Raw genomic sequence first — 22,717 nt, 5'->3', positions numbered from 1 at the left:
CTACATTTTTTTAAGTTTTAATCCTCTTTCTGTTTGCTCAATTTTTCCCTCTTTTAATAATCTTCCTACAGCCCTTTTAAAAGCAGCTTTACTAATTTTAAGTCTATCTTTAATTTCTTCAGGACTGCTTTTATCATTTAATGGAAGTACTCCATCATATCTTTCCATTTTGTTTAAAATCATTTCTGCATCATTATTTATTTCCTTATATGCAGGTTCTCTTGTAGATAAATCAAGTTTACCATCATCTCTAACTCTAGTTACTACTGCTTCAACTTCCTGTCCTACCTCTATTCTCTCAAAATAATAGTTTTTAGGAATTAATCCTTTATACTTATTGTCTACTGCTACTAAAACACCTAGTTCTGGATTAACAGAATAAACAGTTCCTTTTACTTTATCATGTTTTTTATACTCACTATCGGTTTTTAAAAATTTAGCTATATAAGTTGTAGCAGTTAATCTATCACTTTTATCAATATATACTCCAACTAAATACTTATTACCAGGTATGACTTTGTATTTTTGTTCTTTAAAAGGAAGTAACAAATCCTTTTCAAGACCCATGTCAAGAAATGCACCTATACTAGTTGTTTCTTTAACTTCAAGTTTGGCAAGTTCACCAACCTCAACTAAAGGCTTCTTTCTTGTAGCAATAATCCTATCTTCGGAGTCTCTATATATAAATACTTCTAATTCATCTCCTACCTGTACATTATCATCTAGTTGATTGTTTGGTAGTAATATATTATCCTCTTCATTATCTGTTTCAGCATTTAAATAAGCACCTATTTTTGAAATTTTGGCCACCTTTAGTACTTGAATTTTTCCTATTTCAATCATTTGATTTTCTCCTTCTCTATGTTAATATCATTAGATCAATTATATACCATAATCTAAGCTTATTCTATTTTAATTCACTACAATACTCTAGTCAACTTATCAAGTCTTTACTTTAAAAGTATGCTGTTTTTCAAATTAGCAAAATAAGCAATTACTTAAAAACATAATATTTTATAATAAGTGTACTTTAAATACTGAATCTTATCTTATTATTTTTCTCTTTTTTATATTTTTTATTTATATATCATTTATGTAGAATGTTTAGACATCGGATAAATCCTATATTTCTATTTATATATTTTACCCTATAATTCAAAATTAAAATAACTGCTTATATTCATTTGGCTAAAACAGATTTTAATGCATAAACTATTATAAAAATTTGTATCCACTGATTGTATATTTAACCTTTTTATTGTATAATCTTTATTAAAACTTTTTTTAAATTTTGAATACAATATGTACTATAGGAAGGAGATGAATTTATATGGGAAAACGTATTGCAGCATTTTTCGATATTGATGGTACTTTGTATAGAGAAGGTATGATAACTGAAATATTTAAAAAACTAATTAAATCAGAAATAATTCCACCTGAAACTTGGTACAACAATTTAAGAGAAGATTATATGAAATGGGATAAAAGAATAGGTAATTATGATGATTACTTAGTTAAAATGGCAGATATATATGTAGAAGCAATTAAAGGACTTCATAAAACTCAAGTAGAATTTATTGCAAAAAAGGTGATTGAACAAAAAGGAGATAGAGTTTATACCTATACACGAGATAGAATAGCATGGCATAAATCTCAAGGACATATTATAATAACTATATCTGGAAGCCCTGAAGAATTAGTAAAAGAAATGTCAATCAAACATGATTTTGATGATTTTATAGGAACAAAATATTTAGTAGATAAAAACTCTTTATATACTGGAGAAATTATTCCTATGTGGGATAGCTTAAACAAAAATAAAGCCATAGTAAACTTTATTGAAAAATACAATATAGACTTAGATCAAAGTTATGCTTATGGAGATACTGCTGGAGATTTTTCAATGTTAAAATCTGTTAAACATCCAACTGCTATTAATCCAACTAAAGAACTTTTAACTCAACTTTCAGAGGATAATCAAATATCTCAAAAAGTTAATATAATAGTAGAAAGAAAAGATATGGTTTATAAATTAAAAACTGATTCTATCACTCTATAAAAAATGGAGCTGTCGAACTAATAATAAATTCTACAATATATTGTATTAAATTTAAACTTTCAAACCAATATATTTTATGTAAATTTTTTAATGCGACAGCCCCATTTTTTTATTTAATTACACAATGATATTCACAATAAAATACGTTGACACAGAAGTTATTAAAAATATTATACTACCTATAAGCAATGCTTTCATTCCCTTGTCTCTTATACTCTTAAAATCTACAGAAAGTCCCATTCCAACCATAGCCATTAGTATAAATAAATTGCTTAACTTAGTTAATACTTTCAATATATTATCAGGTATAATTCCTGTAGAACTTATTGCTCCAGCTATTATAAAATATAATACATACATAGGGAACTTAGCTTTTTTACTAGTTTCTGAATCTTTATTATAAGCAAGTCCCAAAGCTATAGATACTGGTACAAGCATTACAACTCTTGCCATTTTAACAAAAGTTCCTATTTCTCCTGATACATCTCCTCTTGCAAAAGCTGCAGCTATGGCATGAGCAACACCATGAAGAGATATTCCTGACCAAACGCCATATTGCAAATCAGTCATATTACTTGTTACAGCTAAAGCAGAATATATTAAAACCCCTATAGCTCCTAAAAAACTAACTATAGATACCGCAACTACTGAGTCTTCGTCATCAGCATTTATTGTTGGTGCAAGAGCAACTACTGCTGAAGCCCCACATATACATGATCCAACACCAATCAATGGCGCTAATTTTCCCTCAGTTTTAAATATCTTACCTAATAATATAGATAATATTAGAACAGAAGGTACAAATATAAGTACCATTATTAATACTTTAGGACCTAATTTTAATAGTGAATTAAAATTAAGCTTGAATCCTAACAAAACTATTCCTACCTTTAAGAGCTTCTTTAAAGAAAAACTTACACCTTCTTTAAATACACTTTGAGTTCTTATTGTGTTATTGTAAACTATCCCTATAATAATACCTATTGTTAACGCTTCTAAATTGATGATATTCTTCATAGCATCATTTATGAACATAGATAATATAGAAATTATTAATACAAAAATTATTCCTGGTACCATTTTCTTTATTTTATCCATATTTTAATCACCTCTGATTAAAATTATATCAAAGGTCTTTTATAAATAAAAATTATAATTCATTATAGTTGTATAAATTTTTATTATATATTATACATTTAAGATTACAATTGTATCTGTTGTATAATTTATAAATAAATGTATTTAGGGCTATTAAAGGAAATTTACATTAGGTTTTTTACACTCCTTTAAAACAGAACCTATAAATAAAATATTATAATCAATATACTCTTAAAAAATTAATTATGGAAAAACCTTCTCTCATAAAAAACAGTCCTACTAAAATTCTCTAGCAGAACTATTAGAACAAAATTCTATAAAATTACTTATATAATCATTCATCTTATTAGGTAGATAAACAAAATTAAATTCTCTATAAAAATTAACAAAACTCATTTTTTTATTTTTTATAGGTAAAGTTTTAATAGCCCCCATTTTTAACTCTCTTTCTATAGCAGCTTTAGATATAATTGTATACCCCAGATTTTCTTCTACAATAGCTTTTATGGCATCAATACTTCCTATTTCCATATATATATTAAAATTTTCTATATTATATCCTTCATTTATTAGTGTGTTTTCAAAATATTTTCTTGTTCCTGAACCTTCTTCTCTTAAAATAAGTTTTCCTGAAAGCACATCTTCTAATTTAGCATATTCTTTTTTTGAAAATTCATGTTTAGGTGAAAATGCTAATACAAGTTCATCCTCTTTTAACTTTTTATATTTAAACTTATTTTTATCAAAAGGTCCTTCTACTAAACCTAAATCTATTTCTTCTCTTAGTAATTTTTTAAGTATTTCTTTTGTATTATTAACAGCTAGAATTATCTCTATGTTAGGATGTTCTTCTTTATATTCTCCTAATATTTTAGGGAGAACATATCCTCCAATAGTTAATGTAGCGCCTATATTATATGTACCTTCTAAAATAGATTTATTTTTAAACTTTCTTAGAATCTCTCTTTCCTTAAATTCTATCTCTTTTACATATTTTAAAAACTCTTCGCCTTCTTTTGTGAGATCCACATTTCTGCCAGTTTTCTTAATTAATTTCACCCCATAATACTCCTCTAAATATTTAATATGCTGAGATACTGCAGGCTGTGTTAAATTTAAAATTTGAGCTGACTTAGTATAATTTTTTATTTTAGCTACTGTAAGAAATGTAAGTAATCGTGTTTCAAGCATATTTGTCTCCTAATTAATTAAATATTGTATACTAGAATGCTCTATAATTTATAAATCAAATTTTTATCCAATATCTACTGTGGCTACAACATTAATAAGAATTTTTCAAAAATCAAATTATGAAACAAACTAATATATACATTATATAATTATTACTTATTTTATACCATAGCTATCATACTCTAAAGTACTTTAATTATAGTATTCTAAATCAATTTACATTAAATCAAAAATTTTAGTTTGCTGTTTTTGTTTAATTTTAATTAGCTTACTTTTTAAGTATTGTTTACGTGAATTATATTCATTTATTAATTTTTTAGGACAAGTGTTTAAAGCTTTAAAAATATACTTTAAGGAATTAATGTTGTCATTATAATAATAATGATATAAAGAAATTTCATAGTAACTTCTCCATGGATACTTAAACTTCTCAACTAGTTTATCTACAGGAAGCTTATTTTTAAATGAAGGTAGAATAGAAGCTTTATATAAAATAGCCACACAATCCCTATCTATTCTACCTTTAAAATTTTCTATCTCTTTTATATAAAATTCAATTAACTCTTTATTTTTATTTAAAATTATCTCCATAAAGTTGCTTATTCTTTTAGCTAAATATTCATTTATATAATGACATATATTGAATATCTTTTTGATAAATTCAACTATTCTTTTATTTTGAATTTCCTTCTTTCTATATAAAAAAGCTAAATTGCCCAAAATAACTATTAAATCCTTCCCATCATTATCCCCTTTTATATAATTTTCTATATAATAAAGAGTATGCTTCTCTATTATGTCACAAGCAACCAAATTATTATATTCATTAGTAATTTGATTTAATTTTTTTATCACTTTCAAATTAGAATCTCCTTTCAAATAAACAGAACTCTAATTCTAATATAATCCTTCACCCCATGATTAGAGTCTATTATCTTCGGTTATAACCACCCTTACCCCAATACTAGGATGGCTATACCTAAGACAAAGTCTTATTAGTTATTATTTGAAATAAGATCCTTATTTATACATTTTATTTGTTTATATATGTTAATTTGCCCCCTATTTATACAATATCTACATCTTAACTAGAATCAACCCCCATTGAAACTAGCAAATATTCTTACTATCCTAAAATGCTGGTATTACAGTCCCATTATATTTCTCTTTAATATATTTTTTTATTTCTTCAGAATTAATAGCTTTATTTAATGCTTTTATATATTCTTTATCCTTATTTTCTTTCTTTACGGCTATAATATTAGCATATGGTGAATCCTTATCTTCAATTGCTAGAGAATCCTTGGTAGGATTTAATCCTGCTGAAATAGCATAATTAGTATTTATAACTGCAACATCTACATCCTGTAATACTCTTGGAAGTTGAGCTGCATCTAATTCTTTAATTTCTATATTCTTAGGATTCTCCTTAATATCTAATTTAGATATTAATTGCCCATCTTTAAATTTCATTATTCCTTCTCTTTCTAGTAGTTTAAGAGCTCTAGCCTCATTAGTTGGATCATTTGGCACAGCAATCACAGACCCATTTTTTAATTCCTTTAAATCTTTTATCTTTTTAGAATATATTGCCATAGGTTCTATATGCACTTTTACTGTATAAACTAAATCCGTTTTATTCTCCTTGTTAAACTGTTCTAAATAAGGTATGTGCTGAAAATAATTTGCATCTATTTCCCCGTCTTGTAAGACTTTATTGAGTGTAGTATATTCTGTGAACTCTTTTATTTCTAACGTATATCCTTCCTTTTCTAAAATAGGTTTAACTTTTTGTAATATCTCCGCATGAGGTGTTGGATTTGCCCCTATAACAATCTTCTTTTTTTCTTTAACTTCAGCTCCTTTTTTAGCTCCACAACCCGTTAAAGCTACTAAACTACAAATTAAAGTAGATGTTAAAACAATTGATAATATTTTCTTTTTCATATATATTTGCCCCCTTAAGTTTACATAATATTTATTTAAATTTACAATTATACCTTTTTAAGCCCCACTTTTGTATTAAACTATTTATTAAATCTATTGTATACAATCATTCCTATGCTTTGAAGAAGTTGTACTAATACTATTAAAACTATAACTGTATATATCATAATCTTTGTATCAAATCTATAATATCCATAATTAAGAGCTACCTGTCCAAGTCCGCCCCCACCAATTGCTCCTGCCATAGCTGAAAGCCCTACAACACTTATTATTGTAAGCGTTAAACCAGATATTATAGATGGAAGTGATTCTGGAAGCATTACTTTAAAAATAATCTGCCTAGTACTTGCTCCAAAAGATTTCGCAGCTTCAATTAGTCCTTTGTCGACTTCCTTTAATGATCCCTCTATTATCCTTGTAACAAAGGGTGCCGAACCTATTGTTAGTGGAACAATAGCTGCCGTAGTTCCAATTGTTTTTCCCACTATTAACTTAGTAAAAGGGAAAATAACAATCATGAGTATGATAAAAGGGAAAGATCTTAATATATTAACAACGACATCGAATATTTTATATATAGTTTTATTTGGATTTAATCCGTTTTCCTCTGTTATAACCATAATAATTGCAGGTATAAATCCAAGCAAAGTAGCTATAAAAGTAGCTATAAAAACCATATATAAAGTTTCCCCTAAAGCCTTAATAAGAATTTCATAAATCTCCATCTATAACACCTCCCAATTTACGCCCTTTTTATTTAAATAAGAACTCACATGCCCCTTTTGATCTTCTGATATGTTAATCACTAAACTTCCTAAAACATCTTCTCCAAATCTCTCTAGTTTGCCCCAAACAATAGAGAAATCAATATTAAGATCTCTAGCCATGCTAGTTATTATTGTTCCTTCACTAAATTCTTTTGGGAATAGTATTCTTATATTTATACCTTCATCTGGAAGAATCTCCTCTTCTCCTAGTAATTTTTTCATATTACTACTCTGATTTAAAAAAAGTTCTTCTACACTACCAATATCAGTAACTTTTCCACTATCCATTAAAGCTGCCTTTGCACAAGCTTCCTTTATAACCTCCATTTGATGCGTTACTATTATAATAGTTATTCCTAATTCTTTATTTATCTTTTTTAGAAGTTCTAATATAGATTTTGTAGTACTAGGGTCTAATGCTGAAGTAGCTTCATCACATAAAAGTATATCAGGTTCTAAAGTAAGAGCCCTTGCTATCGCTACTCTTTGCTTTTGTCCACCACTTAATTCTTTTGGCATACTCTTTTCCTTATCTTCAAGCCCTACAAGTTTTAGAAGTTTTTTAACTTTTTCATTTATTTCACTTTTGTCATAATTCCATGTCTCCATAGGTAACGCTACATTATGCCAAACATCTTTTCTAGTCAATAAGCTAAAGTTCTGAAATATCATACCTATATCTTTTCTAAATTCTCTTAATTCTCTTCCTTTTAATTTATTAACTTCTTTAGAATTGACCTTAACACTTCCTTCATCATAACTTTCTAAGCCATTTATACATCTTAAAAGAGTTGATTTTCCAGCCCCACTATGTCCTATAATTCCAAATATCTCTCCTTTTTCAATTTCTAAACTAACATTATCTAAAACTTTTTTATCTGAAAAATATTTATTTACATTTTTAATTTGTATCAATCTAGTCCCCCCCTCCAGACATGCTTTTAGATTTAGAAAGAAGGTATTAAAACACCTTTGTATTTATCTTCTATAAATTTCTTAAATTCCTTAGAAGTCAATACTTCTGATAGTGCTTTTACATAAGGTTTATCTTTATCTTCTTTTCTAACTGCTAAAATATTTGAATATGGTGAATCCTCTGCTTCTTTGTAAATAGAATCTTTTGCTGGATTCAATTTTGCTGCCAATGCGAAATTTGTATTTATTACCCCTATATCTAATTGATCTAATGTTCTAGGTATTTGCGCCGCATCTAACTCTTTTATGTTAAGTTTTTTGGGATTTTCAGTTATATCTACAATTGTTATAAAATCTCCATCTTTTACTTTTATAAGACCTGCACTAGCAAGCAATTTTAAAGCTCTTGCTTCATTAGTTGGATCGTTAGGAATTCCTATTTCTGAATTTTCTTTCAATTCCTTTATATCCTTAATTTTTTTTGAGTATATTCCTATAGGCGCTATAAACACCTTTGATGCATAAGTCAAATCTGCATGTTTATCATTGTTAAATTTGTTTAAAAACGGTATATGCTGATAAAAATTAACATCTAACTCCTTATCTACAAGAGCAGTATTTGGAGTCATATAATCTGTAAATTCTTTTACTTCTAACTCATATCCTTTTTCCTTAACCAAAGGTTTTATTTCTTCAACAATTTCCTTAAAAGGATTAGGAGTAATTCCTATTTTAATAACTTTTTTATCTTCTTGCTTTTCTCCGCTTACTTTACTACTACATCCTATTAAGCCAAAAATACAAATAATACTTATAAAACAGAAAACTGCCCTTTTCACTCTTCGTTTCCCCCTTTTTATTTAATTTTCATTTAAAATTCTTAAAGTATAGCCCTAATTGATAATTTATATCTCATTCCTCCTTTTGTCATTCCTATTAGGGTAAAAAAATAAAGACCTAAGGATAACCTTAGGTCTTAAAAGTCCCGTTTACCCTTATCTTCCAGCATAAAGCTGCAGGATTTAGCACCATTTTATAAACAATAAAGTTTATAACGGTTGCCGGGTTTCATCGGGCCAGTCCCTCCACCACTCTTGATAAGCTGTATTCATTTTTAACTATGCATATCATTATAGACTTGTATTTTTCAAATGTCAAGATAATTTTTCTAATTTTAGTTTTATTTCTCTGATTGATATATGATAATGGCTTAATATAACACATGTGATTATGTCCCAAATATAAATTTCAGTCTTATTTTTAAGTTTTTTGTGAATTATAAAAAATAAAAACTGCTAAACCACAACTTAGTTTAAAAACCACCGGCACCGCCTCCGCCGCCAGCACCACTTGCTCCTCCTCCGCTAAATCCTCCTCCACTTCCAGTTGAAGGTACAGCTGAATTAAATGCAGAATCTATACTTTTATTAAAGCTATTATTTTTAGAATCTGAATTTAAGAAATACCAATATAAATAACTATTACTATAAACTGAAGATGACATTATATAAGGTTTAAATTTATCTATTTCCTTTTGAGATAGCCCTAGAGACATTCCATAAATTAAACATTCATCAATATAATTTTCTGAAAATTCCTTCTGTATATTATATTCTTTAACTTTTTTAATCTCTTCTTTGAATTTTGCCCATTTTTTATATTGAACATAGCCATAATCACTCTTCCTGTACATTAAAGCTATACTCCATATTATAAATACTATTCCTATAATCAAAACAGCTATTCCATAATTACTTCCTAATGCAATAAACAAAATTCCCAGTAGTACTTGAAAAAAGCTAAATAAGATCAATAGAATTCCTGTTTGCTTTGCTTTATTATCATAATATTTATTTTCTTTAACATATTTTCTAACAAGTTCTTCCCACTTTTTATAATCACCAGTAAATTTCCCTGTGTTTTTTTTACTATATTCACGTATCATATTCAATGTTACAAAAAAACCATTTCCAATCTTATTTATAAGCCAGTCAATAAAGAACTTTTCATGTTCCAATAAGTTATCCCCTATATATCCACTATTTATTATCTTGTAGTTTTTATCCTTTTTTTGTTTTTTAACTTTGCTTTCTTTTTGGGTTATCAATTCCTCATTTTCTTCCACTTCTTCAAGATTTAAATAACCTTTTCTACTCAAATCTAATATAGTGGCAATTATATCTTTGCTTCCTAAATAATGTGAATATATAACACTTGCAACAGCTGGAGTACAATCTTCTGGTATCATTCCATAAATATTTTCAATATTACCGTTTTGTTTTCTTCTAAATTTTATACAAAGAATAAAAGTGATTAACAAGCTTATTCCTATAAAAGCAAAAGATCCATAATTTGCAGCACTCATTCTTTTTTTAGAATTCTCTATTTTTTTCTTAACACTACTTGCATAACTTAACTCCTCATCCATAATCCTAGAATAAGCATTTTCCTTAACTATATTTGTCGATCTATTTATATATTCCACTGGAAAGAGTATCCTTGGCGCAACAAATTTTTTAGAATTTACGTTATCTACTTGTAAATTTATAGATCCTTTTTCTGAAAAGTTTATTTGACCATTTAAAGGACCATGTGCAAAAATCTTTACTTTATCCTTTAAAGCTGGTTTTGGAAGACTTATATTTATATTCAATTTGTCTATTGGTGTTTTATTCTCTTCTCCTATAAACTTATAAAACAATTCTCCAGTATCTTTGTATTTAGTACTTTCATTTAATATTTTATATTTTAAAGTAAAAGTTTTAACTTGATTCCTTGATGGCGAAAATATTTTTATAGAGGCATAGTCTTTACTAGGATATTTAATTTCATAAACTCCATTATCCCCATTACTTCCTTTTTCTACTTGCTTAAACTCAATTTCTTTTCCATTAACTTTTTCATAGATTTTCATATCTGAAACCTTAGATGTATTCTTTATTTTTATATCTCTAAATACTCCATTAAATTTATCTGAAAATCTAAAACTTATATCTTCATTTATAACTAAATCTCCGTTTTCTAAAACATTAGATTTTATATCCCAACTATCAATTTTTAATTCCTCTTTAGCATAAACATTGCATACCAATACTAAACTTAAAACACACATTGAGATTAAAAACTTTATTATTTTTCTCATTTAAATCCCCCTAAAGCCATTGATTTTCCTTAATATATTACCACAATTATACCATTGTCATTTCCATTAATCATATTAATTTTACCTTAAAATAATAACTTTGTTTAGTTATTAGATAAAAATAAAGAAACAAATGGAAAAATCAAATCTTCCACTCGTTTCTTTAGCATTTAACTTAAATTAAATATTTTATCGTATTTATGCAAAAGCATGATAAATAGCATTTATTGCTTTTTCAAAATCCTTAGCTTCTACACCTATTATTATATTCATCTCGCTAGATCCTTGGTCTATCATTCTTACATTTACGTTATTCTTTGCAAGAGAAGTAAATATCTTTTGTGATGTACCTACAGTTCTAGCCATACCTCTACCTACTGTTGCTATAAGAGCCATATTAGGAATTATCTGTATAGCATCTGGATTACATTGTCTTTTTATCTCTTCTATTACTTTATCTAATTTACCTTCGATTTGAGAATCTTCAACGACTATAGATATAGTATCTATTCCTGAAGGCATATTTTCAAATGAAACTCCATAAGTCTCTAATACTGAAAGAACTTTTCTTCCAAATCCTATTTCTGCATTCATAAAAGCTTTTTCTATAGCTATTACAGTAAAATCTTTTCTTCCTGCTATCCCAGTAATATTTCCTAAATCCTTATCTCCATTATCTTTTACAATAATTGTTCCTCTATCTCGAGGAGCATTTGTATTCTTTATATTGATTGGAATACCTCCCTCTCTTGCAGGGAAAATTGCTTCTTCATGAAGAACTGTAGCTCCCATATAAGCAAGTTCTCTTAGCTCTTTATAAGAAATTTTTTCAATTGGTTTTGGATTATCAACTATTCTAGGATCTGCCATTAAAAATCCTGAAACATCTGTCCAATTTTCATAAAGACTAGCTTCCATATCACGAGCTATAAGTGATCCTGTAATATCAGAGCCTCCTCTTGAAAAAGTTTTTATCTCTCCATTAGGCATAGCTCCATAAAATCCAGGGATAACAGCCTTTTTAACATTTTTCAATTTATCTTTTATTGCTTTTTTAGTACCCTCTGAATCAAGATACCCATATCTGCTAAATAATATAGCCTCTGAAGCATCAATAAACTCTACTCCTAAAAAATCTGCTAGGATTAATCCATTTAAGTATTCTCCTCTACTAGCAGTATAGTCTGCTGTTGCCCCCTCGGCAATTTTTCTTTTTACTTCCCTTAAATACACCCCTATATCTAAGGTTACATTTAACTCACTTGCTATTTGTTTATATCTTTCTTCAATGATTTTAAATACTTCATCGAAAGAAATTCCTTGCTGAACATGAGCATGACATAAATAAAATAAATCTGTAATTTTATAATCTTTATCATGCCTTTTTCCAGGTGCTGATGGTACAATATACCTTCTTCTTTCATCACCTAAAACTATCTTTTTTACCTTTTGAAACTGGTTAGCATCAGCAAGCGAACTGCCACCAAATTTGGCTACAATAATGTCATTCATTTTTCTTCTCCCCCCATATATATGTTGCCCTATAAATAGATTTCTTGGCTTCAGATGGAATTTTAAACCCTAGTTGAAGCTTAGAAAACATTATCCAGAATCATGCCATTCTTTGTTCCCACTTTAGAGTATTAGGATGGTTAGACATCGGATAAATTTATATATTTATAAATATTATCACACCTACAAAATATTTCAAGACCCAAAAATGGAATTTTGCTTAGCAAAATTCCATTCTTACTTTTTTATTTATCCAATTTCTACTCATATTAATACTAATTAATTTTTAATATAAATAGCTTTTAATGCTGAAACTAGTACATTCGTACACTTTTCAATATCATCATCACTAGACTTATTATTTCCAACTTCAATAAGTAGAGAATGATTTGATAAATCTTGATTAAAATATAAGTTTCCTGTTTTAAATTCAAATATTTCAACCTTTATTTTATTAGAACTACTATTTTTAATTTCTTTTAGCAACAAATTTGCTATTTATTCCTTCTTTCACAAGTTTATTAATGTTCTTTGTATAAAATATTTCATGTGCATTTAAAATATTTAAGGGGGTCGCTGGTCCAAAAGGAATTATTAATTTTGCTAATAATATCATCCATTAACTGGATCACACCAGTTACCTAATAGACTTATTTACCTGTTACTATAAATACTCCCAAACTACCATTTAAATGCTCCTTTGCGATAGGTGGTTCATGAACGCATCCTATTCCTATTGATTTCATGTTAGGATTATATATATTTTCTTCTAACTTAATAAGCATATCAAATCTTTCTTTAGATATACATGAGGGAACCTCTTTTACTCTATCATAGTATTATTCTTTTATTACTTTAATTTCTATCCAAAATTTTATCACTTGAGATATCATAATTCTTTTAACCTTAATCTGATATTCCTTTCCATCTATCTTCATAATTCTTTTATCTATAACTTCTACTAACATCTCTCCATCAACATTTTTAACTTCTTTTCCTAGCATACATTTGAATTTATTCTTAATATGTTTTTCTAAAGTAATTTTAACTATGTCATCTTCTGTTTTATCATCTTCATATTTAATTTCTACCTGAATATCATTTACTATTATTTTCTTATTATTTATATTTTGCTGTAATTTTTCTAACCTAGTGTCCTTTTCTTCTATAACTTTTCTTAAACTTTTAATCTCCTTTATATAACTATCTATTCTATAGCTAACTAAAATATTTATAACTATTGTACCTATCATAGCCCCTATTAAAACTCCAAGAATAAAAAACAAAGAGTACTTATGCTTATTTCTCATCTTATCCATATGTCCCCACACTTTTGGATCAATTTAATAACCCTAACACCTAAATTTGCCCCTATTAGCGAAGCTAATATGTATATTATCTGTTTTAAAAGAGAAGTTATTTGCCCTCTAAAAAGCCCTTCTTCTATTAATTGAAATGATGAGAATGTCCCCCCTAATGCTGTTGCTACTGCCCATATTTTTATAGAATTTGCTAAATCTATCATAGTTTTAAGTGGTGGATGATTATTTATTAATGCTCCTATCCCTCCAAAAAAACTTCCTCCCAATATAACTCCAAAAGCAACTAAAAAACTATATATACTACTTGATATAAAATTAGACACTAACTTCACCTCTTTGTATGAATAAGTTTATCAATAATCATACCACCACTTATCTCTCCATTTATGATTGAAGTATTAATTCTGGTAGTGAGTGATCAGATAAAAATTCCTTTATACAAATTATGATATTAGTGTCCTCATTATTCTTAAATTACAAGCAATTGCACAATCTAGAACAAAACCAAAATAGTAACTTATATTTAAAATTTTGGTTTTGATAGGTAATCTATTTTAATATATAATCTTAAAAACTACTTTTAATTGAGAAAATTGCATGTAGCTATACAGTTCGCAAAGTATATAACATATCTAATTAGAATATATATCTGAAAATTCTATTTTAATCCTTTCTACCTTATTAGATGCTAAATAGCTATCTTTATTAGTATCCTCTTCTTTTTCTTTAACTTGTACATTTGGAAGTTCTATTATAAACTCAGTCCCTTTTCCGCATTCACTTAAAAGACTGATTTTGCCTCCATGCATCTCAACAAGAGATTTAACTATAGATAGACCTATACCACTTCCTTCTCTATTTCGTGATAACGACTTATCTACTTGGATAAATCTATCAAAAATTGTGTTTTGTTTTTCTTCAGGTATACCAATGCCATCATCTTTTACAGAGATTACTATTTTGTTTCCTTTGTCATACATGTTTACTTCTATATTTCCTCCCTTTTCTGTAAACTTTAATGCATTAGATAAAAGATTAAGCATTATTCTCTCTATTTTATCTGGATCACAAGCTATTAATTTCTCTTCTACATCAGTATCAAATACTAAGTTTATTCCATTATTCTCTATATATTCTGCTACAGATAAAGTTATAGATTCAACAATATCGACAATATTTCTATTTTTTAAGCTTACTTGAAAATAACCTGCATCTATTTTTGTGATATCAATTAAATTGTTTATCAGTCTAACAAGCCTATAGCAATTTTGCTTCATAGTACTCATATATTTTTCGATTTTATCACTGTTTTGCATAGGCATATTGTTCTTTATCAATAATTCAAGCATTTGTTGTCCTCCAAAAATTACATTAAGTGGAGTCCTTAATTCATGAGATATGTTAGCAAAGAATTCAGTTCTTAATTCTTCATATCTCATAGTTTCATTTAATGATTTTGTTCTTTCTTCGACTTTTCTTTCAAGCTGCTCATTAAATTCTTTTATAGTTTTATACATATATGCATTATCTATAGATATAGCTGCTTGAGAAGACAACATATTTACAGTATTTAACCTTTGTTTAGTAAATACATCTGTTGAAAAATTATTTTCTAAATATATAATTCCTATAAATTTACCTTTATTCATTATTGGAGAACACAAAACTGACTTTATATTATTTTTTAATATATATGAGTCATGCATGAACATATTATGCTTAGATGCATCTTCTAAAACCACGTTTTTCTTAGTTCTTGCAACGTAATTAATTACTAACTTAGGTATATTACTAAAAATATCTATATTAACATGTTTCGAGACCATCGAGTAAATCTTGTTAATATCTCCTTCTATTTCAATAAATAAGTCATTTTCTCTTCTCAAAATCAAACATCCTCTTTGAGCACCTGCATTTTGAATTAATATTTTCATTAATTTTTCCAAAAGTTCTTCAAGTACTATTTCTCCAGAAATAGCTTGAGAGGCTTTTACTATAGATAAAAAATCTATCTTTTCATTATCTATTTCAGTAGTAGTACAAGCGATTCTATCTTCAGCACTATTATTTAAAGAAGCATTATCTTTATTTTTTTCATCTTCTTCCCAAAAAGCATTAGGACATTTTTCTCTCAATTGTTTTAGCTTTTCAATTGCTCCCCATCTCTCATAACACTTATAGGCTTGAATAATATATACTTCAAATAATTTTTCATCCCCCATACTCTTGTAAAGATCACCAAGCTTCTCACAAATAATGCCTATATTTAGGAAAGATTCATTCTTAGCTGCGCTTCTCATAGACTTATAAAAAAACTGTTCCGCATCCGAATAGTTATGATTTATTGAATAAATCTGAGCTTTAATTAATAAATAATAACTTTTATAATCCATTGGAGAGACATCAGACCATTTTTTTATTTTTTGTAAATTCGAATTAATCTTTTTCCAAAATTTTTTCTTCTGACCTTTGTTAACTTCTTTGCATAACTCGATCATAGATAGAGTACTATAAATACATCCTAATCCTTCAATAAAACTTCCTTTGTAAAATTCCAACTCGCCTTCAACATTCTTTAAAAGAGTCTTAGTTTCTTTTACGTTATCATAAAAATAATTTATAAATAACTTATAAGTATAATAACCTCCGGTTCCAGTTAATGAACTTATATACATAGATTGCATATCTTCACTATAATCACCAGATATTAAACTATATCTATTACCTGTTTTACTTGTTAAATTATCTAATAGTTGATTTATTGTAACTATTCCATGACCTATGTGATTAAATTTTATATTTTGACTTAATTTTATATATTGTTCACAATTACTCTTTACACTTTCTAAAGTATCTCCTCTTAAAAATAAAAGTCCAACAAGTGAATTCAGCAAATGAATAACTTGAATCATCTCTCCTGAGTTCAAAAGGTTTTTATAACTTTTCTTCATGCACTCAATGCTAGAATCTATTCCCTCTATCCAAGGAGCAACAAAGATTGCAAATCTAGCTTCTGCCTTATAAAAATCAACACTTTTAACATCTTTATAAACTTCCAAAGCTTTTTTGCCAAACTTATATGCTTTTTCATATTCGTCAAAGTATAAATTAATAAACACAGCATAATCTATATATGCTCTTACATCACTTTCATATGCTCCATATTTTAAAATCAAATTAATTTCTTTTAAAGTAATTAGATAAAATAAATTTTTGTCAAAAATCATAGCTGGACACTTTAAGTGCATAAATATTTCTTTTATCTGTTTTTTTTCTTCATTTATATTATCTTTCTTATTAAATATTCTTTCCTCTTTACCCCTTGAACTTATTCTTATTTTCATAAATTGTAAATTTATATGTTTTTTACTAGGATGTATAGGAATATCTATACCATATAAATTTAAAGCAAAAATTCCATTTTCTATAGCTTGCTTATATTTTCCACAATAAGAATATAAGGTAATCCTCATGTCATATATAGTTGCCTTGTCTTTTTTCGTCTTTGCGTTATCTAAAATAACATTAAAAAGTTTTTCCCCTACTTTAAAGTCTCCATTAAGACATTGATATTTAGCAAATGTCAACCAAACTTTATAAGTTAAATTATAATGAGTTTCCCAACTTTCATCATTTAATAAGTTAGAGCTAATTTTTAAATATTTTAATGCTAAACTATAAGCCCCTGAAGCATATGCTTTTTTACCTGCAACTAGATTAAGTTTTACTAAATCATATATTTTATTTTCATATTTCACTAATTCATGAGCTTGATTAAGCTGATTTACAATATCAAAAATATTAATCTCCATTTGATTATCAGAAAAATTATTAAATAAAACATTTCCTATTTTAAAATGAAAAGTCTTTTTTTCTTCTTTTTTTATCATAGAATAAAATTGTTCATGAATATGATCATGACAAAACATATACTTATTTATAAATTTGTTTATATGACTTATAGTATTATCTTTAGAAAAACTACTAAAATCTTTACTAACTGGAGATATTATCCCCATTCTTATAGCAGCAAGTATATCGATAGTATTTTGATAAATTGGTCTGTCATTACAATAAGATACAATTTTTAAGTCAAATTCTACTCCTATACATGATGCTAATTTTAAAATTTCTATTGTATTCTGTGGAAGATTTTTTATTTTTTTTATAAGTAAATCTAGCGAATTTTCATCTACCTTTATCTTTAAAATTTTGTTTATATCCCATGTCCATTTTCCATTTTCATAATCAAACTCTAGAATATGTTCATTAAGCATATTTTCTAAAAATATTTTTATAAAAAATGGATTTCCACTTGTCTTATAAGTAATTAGTTTTGCTAAAAGCATAGATGAATATTTATCACAATTTAAAGTATCACAAATTAAATTATTTACCTCCCTTGTACCGAGGGGCTTCATACTTATATATGTTATATCATAATGACTATTTTCCAATTCTTTAGAAAGATTAATTATTGGGTAATTCTTGTAAATATCTTCACTTTCTCTGTAAGCACATATTAATAAAATTCTTTTGTTTACTATGTATTTTATAAACATCTTCATAAATTTTAAAGATGCTGAGTCAATCCACTGTAAATCATCTAAAAAGAAAACTATGTTGTAGTCTTTTTTTAATAAAATATTTACTAACCTTAAAAGTATTTCATTAAAACTATTTTCAAACTCTAAATTTCCATATCTCGGAGATTCAGTCTGCTTTCCTATAATATATTCTAGCTCAGGAATGAAATCAACAATTATTTGTCCATTATTACCAATGATATTTAAAATATCATCCTTTATATCTCTTATCTCTTCCTCACCTTTTACTAATATATGCCTAACTAATTTAGTGGCAACTTGTATTATGGGAGAATACGGATTAGAGTTATCATATTGCATACATTTTCCCGAAATAAATATACCACCTTCATCTACTACATTTCTTTTAACTTCTTTCATTAAAGTAGATTTTCCTATACCTGCTCCTCCACATATTAGAACGCAGCTACTATTTCCTGATCTAGTGCCTTCATATACCCTTAATATTTCCTTTAATTCTTTATCTCTACCATATATTTTTTCAGAAAAACTAAACTTATCATCTATATCTTTTTTACCTAATGGAAAGTTATCAACAAATCCTTTTTCTTCCAAGTCAACCATACATTTTAATAAGTCATTTCTAATCCCAAAACAGTTCTTATATCTGTCTTCTGGATCCTTAGATAAAAGTTTCATTACAATGTGGGATATCACATATGGAATTTCTTCATTTATAACATTAGGATAAATAGGTTCCTTTGCAATATGGCTATAAGTTAGCTCTATTTCATTTTTACCCTGCACAGGAAGCCTGCCTGTAAGCATTTCATAAAACGTTACACCTAAAGAATAAAAATCTGTTCTAAAATCTATCTTTTTCCCCATTCTTCCTGTTTGTTCTGGTGACATATAAGGAAGATTTTCAGTTCTATTTATTGATATATCTTTTGTATCTAAAAATTTAACCTCTTTGGTACTTACATCAATAATAATATTATGGGGATTTATATACTTATAGATTATATTATTTTTATGAAATTCGCCTATTATCTGTGTTATATTGATAGCTATTTGAAGAAATGTTTCTATTTCCATGGGTTTTTTAGAAGAAATAAACTCATTGAGGGAATCTCTATCCTTATGTTCAGGTAAATACATAATATCATTCTCCCCTTTTTAACTACTTTAGATTAAATGCTACATTTTTATACATATCCTATATTATACCAATTATTATTTTATATGTAAATGAGATTTAATTTTTGTCTAAATATATCTATTACATAAACATTATAATTATGGCATTAATAAACTTATTCACTTTATGTCGAATTTTTATTTTAACTTTACAAAAGATGGCAGTAACCCATGACGTAGGCATACCCTAAGATAATTCTATTGAATAAAAAGTAACATAAGTAAACAAAATAAATATACGTTGTTTTAAGGAGGTTTTAAAATGTACCCAAAAAATTTTCAGCCTCAACATCAAGACACTCAACCTGGACTTGAGGCTTTAATGAATCCTAAACCTATGTTTAGTAATACTAATTATAAAGGCAGTAATAAATTATTAAATAAAGTTGCTTTAATAACAGGCGGAGACAGTGGTATAGGTAAAGCAGTAGCTATTGCTTTTGCCATTGAAGGAGCAGACGTTGTTATATCTTACTTTAATGAACACTGTGATGCAGAAGAAACTAAATCTATTATTGAAGAAAAAGGTAGAAAGTGTGTCTTAATTCCTGGTGATATAGGCGATGAAGCTTTTTGTAATAAAGTAGTAACTGATACTGTAAACTCAATGGGATCTATAGATATATTAGTTAACAATGCAGGCGTACAATATCCTCAAAATAGCATTATGGATATTACGTCTGAACAACTTAATATTACTTTTAAAACCAATTTTTTTTCAATGTTTTATTTAACCAAAGCAGTAGTACCTCTTATGAAAAATGGAGGCAGTATAATAAATACAACTTCTATTACTGCCTATGAAGGAAATGAAACTTTAATTGACTATTCTTCTACTAAAGGGGCAATTGTATCTTTTACTCGTTCATTGTCTTTAAATTTAATTAACTCCGGAATCAGGGTAAATGGTGTTGCTCCAGGGCCTATTTGGACTCCACTTATTCCTTCTAGTTTTTCAAAAGAAAAAGTATCAGAATTTGGTCATAATACTCCTATGGGTAGAGCTGGTCAACCTTGTGAGTTAGCAGGAGCTTATGTTTTTTTAGCATCTGAAGATTCCTCTTATATTAACGGTCAGATTATACATGTAAATGGGGGACGTATTACTAGTAGTTAAATATATTTTCCTCCAAAAATAAATAGTATATAATCAATTATTCAATGTAATAAAGCATACTTAGTTTAATCCAAGTATGCTTTATTACATTAAAATTTGTTTTTTATTCAAAATGCCCAATAACCTCTTTACTTTCATTGTCTTGACCATATTTATGTTGTATATTATTTATCTTAGCATTATATTTTTTCGTCACATTAGGAACCTCATCTATTACATTTTCAAGTTCACATTCTCTTGCTATTTCTACTTCTTTAGATTCATATATTTTATTTCCTTCTTTTATATAAGGGTGTCTCATAAATTTAATCCTTTCTATAAGTATTAATAACCTATTTTTTTATAATGATTTTCTTTATAATTTTTAGTATTTATTTTATTTCTTGTTTATATACCTTTATAATAATTACAAAAGGCTACTTCTTTTTTATGTATACATAGAAGTAGCCTCTTTTACTATCTAGCCTTGGCTTAATTGTGATTTAACTTGTTGAATTTCTTGTTCAGTTGCTTGTGCTGCTGGTTTATAATAACCTTTTTGAGATGCTATTTTATATAAATCATATTGGAATTTTTCGTCTCCATCTCTTAATGTTTGAATTGTTTGTCTTAATTGTGGATTATCACATTGAGCTATAATAGATCCATATCCAGTAATACTGCTATTAACAGTTGACAATATATCATTTACCATTTCTTTTTCTTGCATAGTTTACCCTTCTTTCATTTTAATTTTATAGAAATCCCATTAATTTTTGTGTTGTATTTTGAGCTGATGTAGCTGCTTGTTGAAAAATCTGTTTAACTTGAGCATCCTGACATTGATTAGCATAATCATTTAATTTAGCAGCAACAGTTTGATGTCCTCCTACAAGGTGTCTTAGATTTTGTAACTCTAATTGATTTAATTGTGTCATGTTTTCTCCTCCTCATTTCTTGAAATCATTCTATAGTATTTTGTATCAAAATATAGTTTTATATTCTTCCAAATTATTGTTCATGCTTTTCATAAATTTCAAAGCACCTATTTTCATCTAGCTTTTTCAATACATCTCTATAGCCCTTTTTAGTAAATTTATTATCATATAATTCCTCATAAGTTGCCCTTTCAATGTCTATATCTAATATCTTATTATAATTTTCTCCATACAATTTTTTTAAAAACAACTCACAATCTTTTCTTATAAATTCATATTTATTTTTATCATAGTAATAATATTCCTTAATATGTTTATTCAAAGATTCTATGATTCCATATAATTGATATATATAACTCATTTCTTTTAAATCAAACCTATTAGTAAGTGAAGCAACTACTTTTGAATAATTAGGATTAATACATATAGGGTACTTATTTAAATAATCCTCATTTGAATACTTTAAGGTTCTTATACTCTGAAATAAAGCATTACATATATCCAATCGTATTATATTTACGTTTTCACATATTTTATTTATCTTATCTTTATATTCATACCTTCTATTATCTTCTACTATTTTATTTTCAGTTTCTATATTTTTTCTTGTTGCATAAGTTGTTGTAATCCAACTACATGAAGCTCCTATTAATGACCCAACTATAACAGAAGCAGCCGAAATTAATGGAGTAGGGAATCTTGTAGATATATTTTCTAAAAAAAACAACTACTTTTAACTCCTTTCTATGCGATTTTATAATACTATATTTTCCTTTCATATTTATTTTATTCTAATAACAAACCTTAATTTATCTCATAACTATCATTAATAACTCCCATTCTATTTTAATAAAGATAATTTTATATGAATTGTTTACTCACCTTAATATGTAAAATATGTTTTTTAATCTTTTACATGAAGTTATAAAGATAACTTACATGATACAATTTCCAATAATGGATTTTTTTTAAGATTTATGATA

General features: G+C 27.1%; 21 protein-coding genes and 1 riboswitch. Of the genes, 2 read left to right on the top strand and 19 right to left on the bottom strand.

The window, feature by feature from the left end; translation table 11 throughout:
• Positions 1–843, bottom strand: a complete 843-nt coding sequence (locus tag OW729_RS10965; RefSeq protein WP_268061549.1) for a CvfB family protein — start codon at positions 841–843, stop codon at positions 1–3.
• Between the two features lie 487 nt (positions 844–1,330).
• On the opposite strand from OW729_RS10965, the gene OW729_RS10960 reads away from it, so the two are divergent.
• Positions 1,331–2,059 carry an HAD-IB family hydrolase gene (locus tag OW729_RS10960; RefSeq protein WP_268061548.1) on the top strand — a complete coding sequence of 243 codons (729 nt, stop codon included), beginning with the start codon at positions 1,331–1,333 and terminating at the stop codon, positions 2,057–2,059.
• A 117-nt stretch (positions 2,060–2,176) separates the two neighbouring features.
• Here the strand turns inward: OW729_RS10960 and OW729_RS10955 are convergent, their stop codons facing one another.
• The 14 genes from OW729_RS10955 to OW729_RS10890 all read right to left on the bottom strand — a co-directional run bounded on the left by OW729_RS10955 (position 2,177) and on the right by OW729_RS10890 (position 19,661).
• On the bottom strand, positions 2,177–3,157 hold the full coding sequence (locus OW729_RS10955; protein WP_268061547.1) for a YeiH family protein: 981 nt from the start codon (positions 3,155–3,157) through the stop codon (positions 2,177–2,179).
• 279 nt (positions 3,158–3,436) lie between these two features.
• On the bottom strand, positions 3,437–4,348 hold the full coding sequence (locus OW729_RS10950; protein WP_268061546.1) for a LysR family transcriptional regulator: 912 nt from the start codon (positions 4,346–4,348) through the stop codon (positions 3,437–3,439).
• Positions 4,349–4,564: 216 nt separating this feature from the next.
• Entirely contained in the window at positions 4,565–5,209 is a 645-nt protein-coding gene (locus OW729_RS10945) for a hypothetical protein (protein WP_268061545.1), read from the bottom strand.
• 270 nt (positions 5,210–5,479) lie between these two features.
• Positions 5,480–6,295, bottom strand: a complete 816-nt coding sequence (locus OW729_RS10940; RefSeq protein WP_268061544.1) for a MetQ/NlpA family ABC transporter substrate-binding protein — start codon at positions 6,293–6,295, stop codon at positions 5,480–5,482.
• Between the two features lie 80 nt (positions 6,296–6,375).
• Positions 6,376–7,020: a methionine ABC transporter permease gene (locus tag OW729_RS10935; protein ID WP_268061543.1), complete on the bottom strand. Its 645-nt coding sequence runs from the start codon at positions 7,018–7,020 to the stop codon at positions 6,376–6,378.
• A complete protein-coding gene (locus OW729_RS10930) occupies positions 7,021–7,977 on the bottom strand; it encodes a methionine ABC transporter ATP-binding protein (protein ID WP_268061542.1) in 957 nt (318 codons plus the stop codon).
• A 32-nt stretch (positions 7,978–8,009) separates the two neighbouring features.
• Positions 8,010–8,816 (bottom strand): MetQ/NlpA family ABC transporter substrate-binding protein, encoded by an 807-nt coding sequence (locus tag OW729_RS10925; protein ID WP_268061541.1) that lies wholly within the window; start codon positions 8,814–8,816, stop codon positions 8,010–8,012.
• A 153-nt stretch (positions 8,817–8,969) separates the two neighbouring features.
• Positions 8,970–9,081, bottom strand: a riboswitch (SAM riboswitch).
• Positions 9,082–9,289: 208 nt separating this feature from the next.
• Positions 9,290–11,119: a DUF2207 domain-containing protein gene (locus tag OW729_RS10920; protein ID WP_268061540.1), complete on the bottom strand. Its 1,830-nt coding sequence runs from the start codon at positions 11,117–11,119 to the stop codon at positions 9,290–9,292.
• A gap of 198 nt (positions 11,120–11,317) precedes the next feature.
• Complete coding sequence (locus tag OW729_RS10915; RefSeq protein WP_268061539.1) at positions 11,318–12,631, bottom strand: aspartate kinase; 1,314 nt, start codon at positions 12,629–12,631, stop codon at positions 11,318–11,320.
• A 279-nt stretch (positions 12,632–12,910) separates the two neighbouring features.
• Positions 12,911–13,120, bottom strand: coding sequence for a stage II sporulation protein P (locus tag OW729_RS10910; RefSeq protein ID WP_268061538.1), 210 nt, complete (start codon positions 13,118–13,120; stop codon positions 12,911–12,913).
• A 161-nt stretch (positions 13,121–13,281) separates the two neighbouring features.
• On the bottom strand, positions 13,282–13,416 hold the full coding sequence (locus OW729_RS10905) for a hypothetical protein (RefSeq protein ID WP_268061537.1): 135 nt from the start codon (positions 13,414–13,416) through the stop codon (positions 13,282–13,284).
• A gap of 54 nt (positions 13,417–13,470) precedes the next feature.
• Positions 13,471–13,950 carry a hypothetical protein gene (locus tag OW729_RS10900; RefSeq protein WP_268061536.1) on the bottom strand — a complete coding sequence of 160 codons (480 nt, stop codon included), beginning with the start codon at positions 13,948–13,950 and terminating at the stop codon, positions 13,471–13,473.
• Positions 13,938–14,276 carry a YtrH family sporulation protein gene (locus tag OW729_RS10895; protein ID WP_268061535.1) on the bottom strand — a complete coding sequence of 113 codons (339 nt, stop codon included), beginning with the start codon at positions 14,274–14,276 and terminating at the stop codon, positions 13,938–13,940. The genes OW729_RS10900 and OW729_RS10895 overlap by 13 nt, the downstream gene beginning before the upstream one ends.
• Before the next feature lie 309 nt (positions 14,277–14,585).
• Entirely contained in the window at positions 14,586–19,661 is a 5,076-nt protein-coding gene (locus tag OW729_RS10890) for an ATP-binding protein (RefSeq protein WP_268061534.1), read from the bottom strand.
• A gap of 301 nt (positions 19,662–19,962) precedes the next feature.
• Here OW729_RS10890 and OW729_RS10885 point away from each other — a divergent pair, with 301 nt between their 5' ends.
• Positions 19,963–20,817, top strand: coding sequence for an SDR family oxidoreductase (locus OW729_RS10885; protein WP_268061533.1), 855 nt, complete (start codon positions 19,963–19,965; stop codon positions 20,815–20,817).
• Positions 20,818–20,920: 103 nt separating this feature from the next.
• Here the strand turns inward: OW729_RS10885 and OW729_RS10880 are convergent, their stop codons facing one another.
• From OW729_RS10880 to OW729_RS10865, 4 genes are all read right to left on the bottom strand, one after another.
• A complete protein-coding gene (locus OW729_RS10880) occupies positions 20,921–21,118 on the bottom strand; it encodes a hypothetical protein (RefSeq protein WP_268061532.1) in 198 nt (65 codons plus the stop codon).
• Positions 21,119–21,277: 159 nt separating this feature from the next.
• The gene (locus tag OW729_RS10875; protein ID WP_268061531.1) at positions 21,278–21,526 is read right to left on the bottom strand and encodes a spore coat protein; all 249 of its coding nucleotides are present in this window, start codon (positions 21,524–21,526) and stop codon (positions 21,278–21,280) included.
• Between the two features lie 25 nt (positions 21,527–21,551).
• Positions 21,552–21,734 (bottom strand): hypothetical protein, encoded by a 183-nt coding sequence (locus OW729_RS10870; protein WP_268061530.1) that lies wholly within the window; start codon positions 21,732–21,734, stop codon positions 21,552–21,554.
• A 73-nt stretch (positions 21,735–21,807) separates the two neighbouring features.
• Positions 21,808–22,461, bottom strand: coding sequence for a hypothetical protein (locus tag OW729_RS10865; protein ID WP_268061529.1), 654 nt, complete (start codon positions 22,459–22,461; stop codon positions 21,808–21,810).
• Positions 22,462–22,717: the final 256 nt, after the last annotated feature.

It is taken from the genome of Clostridium brassicae (assembly GCF_026738875.1).
In the GTDB taxonomy this organism is placed as follows: Bacteria; Bacillota; Clostridia; order Clostridiales; family Clostridiaceae; genus Clostridium_H; species Clostridium_H brassicae.
Note: the sequence above shows the minus strand (reverse complement) of the source record. Positions and strands in the feature narration are given on the sequence as shown.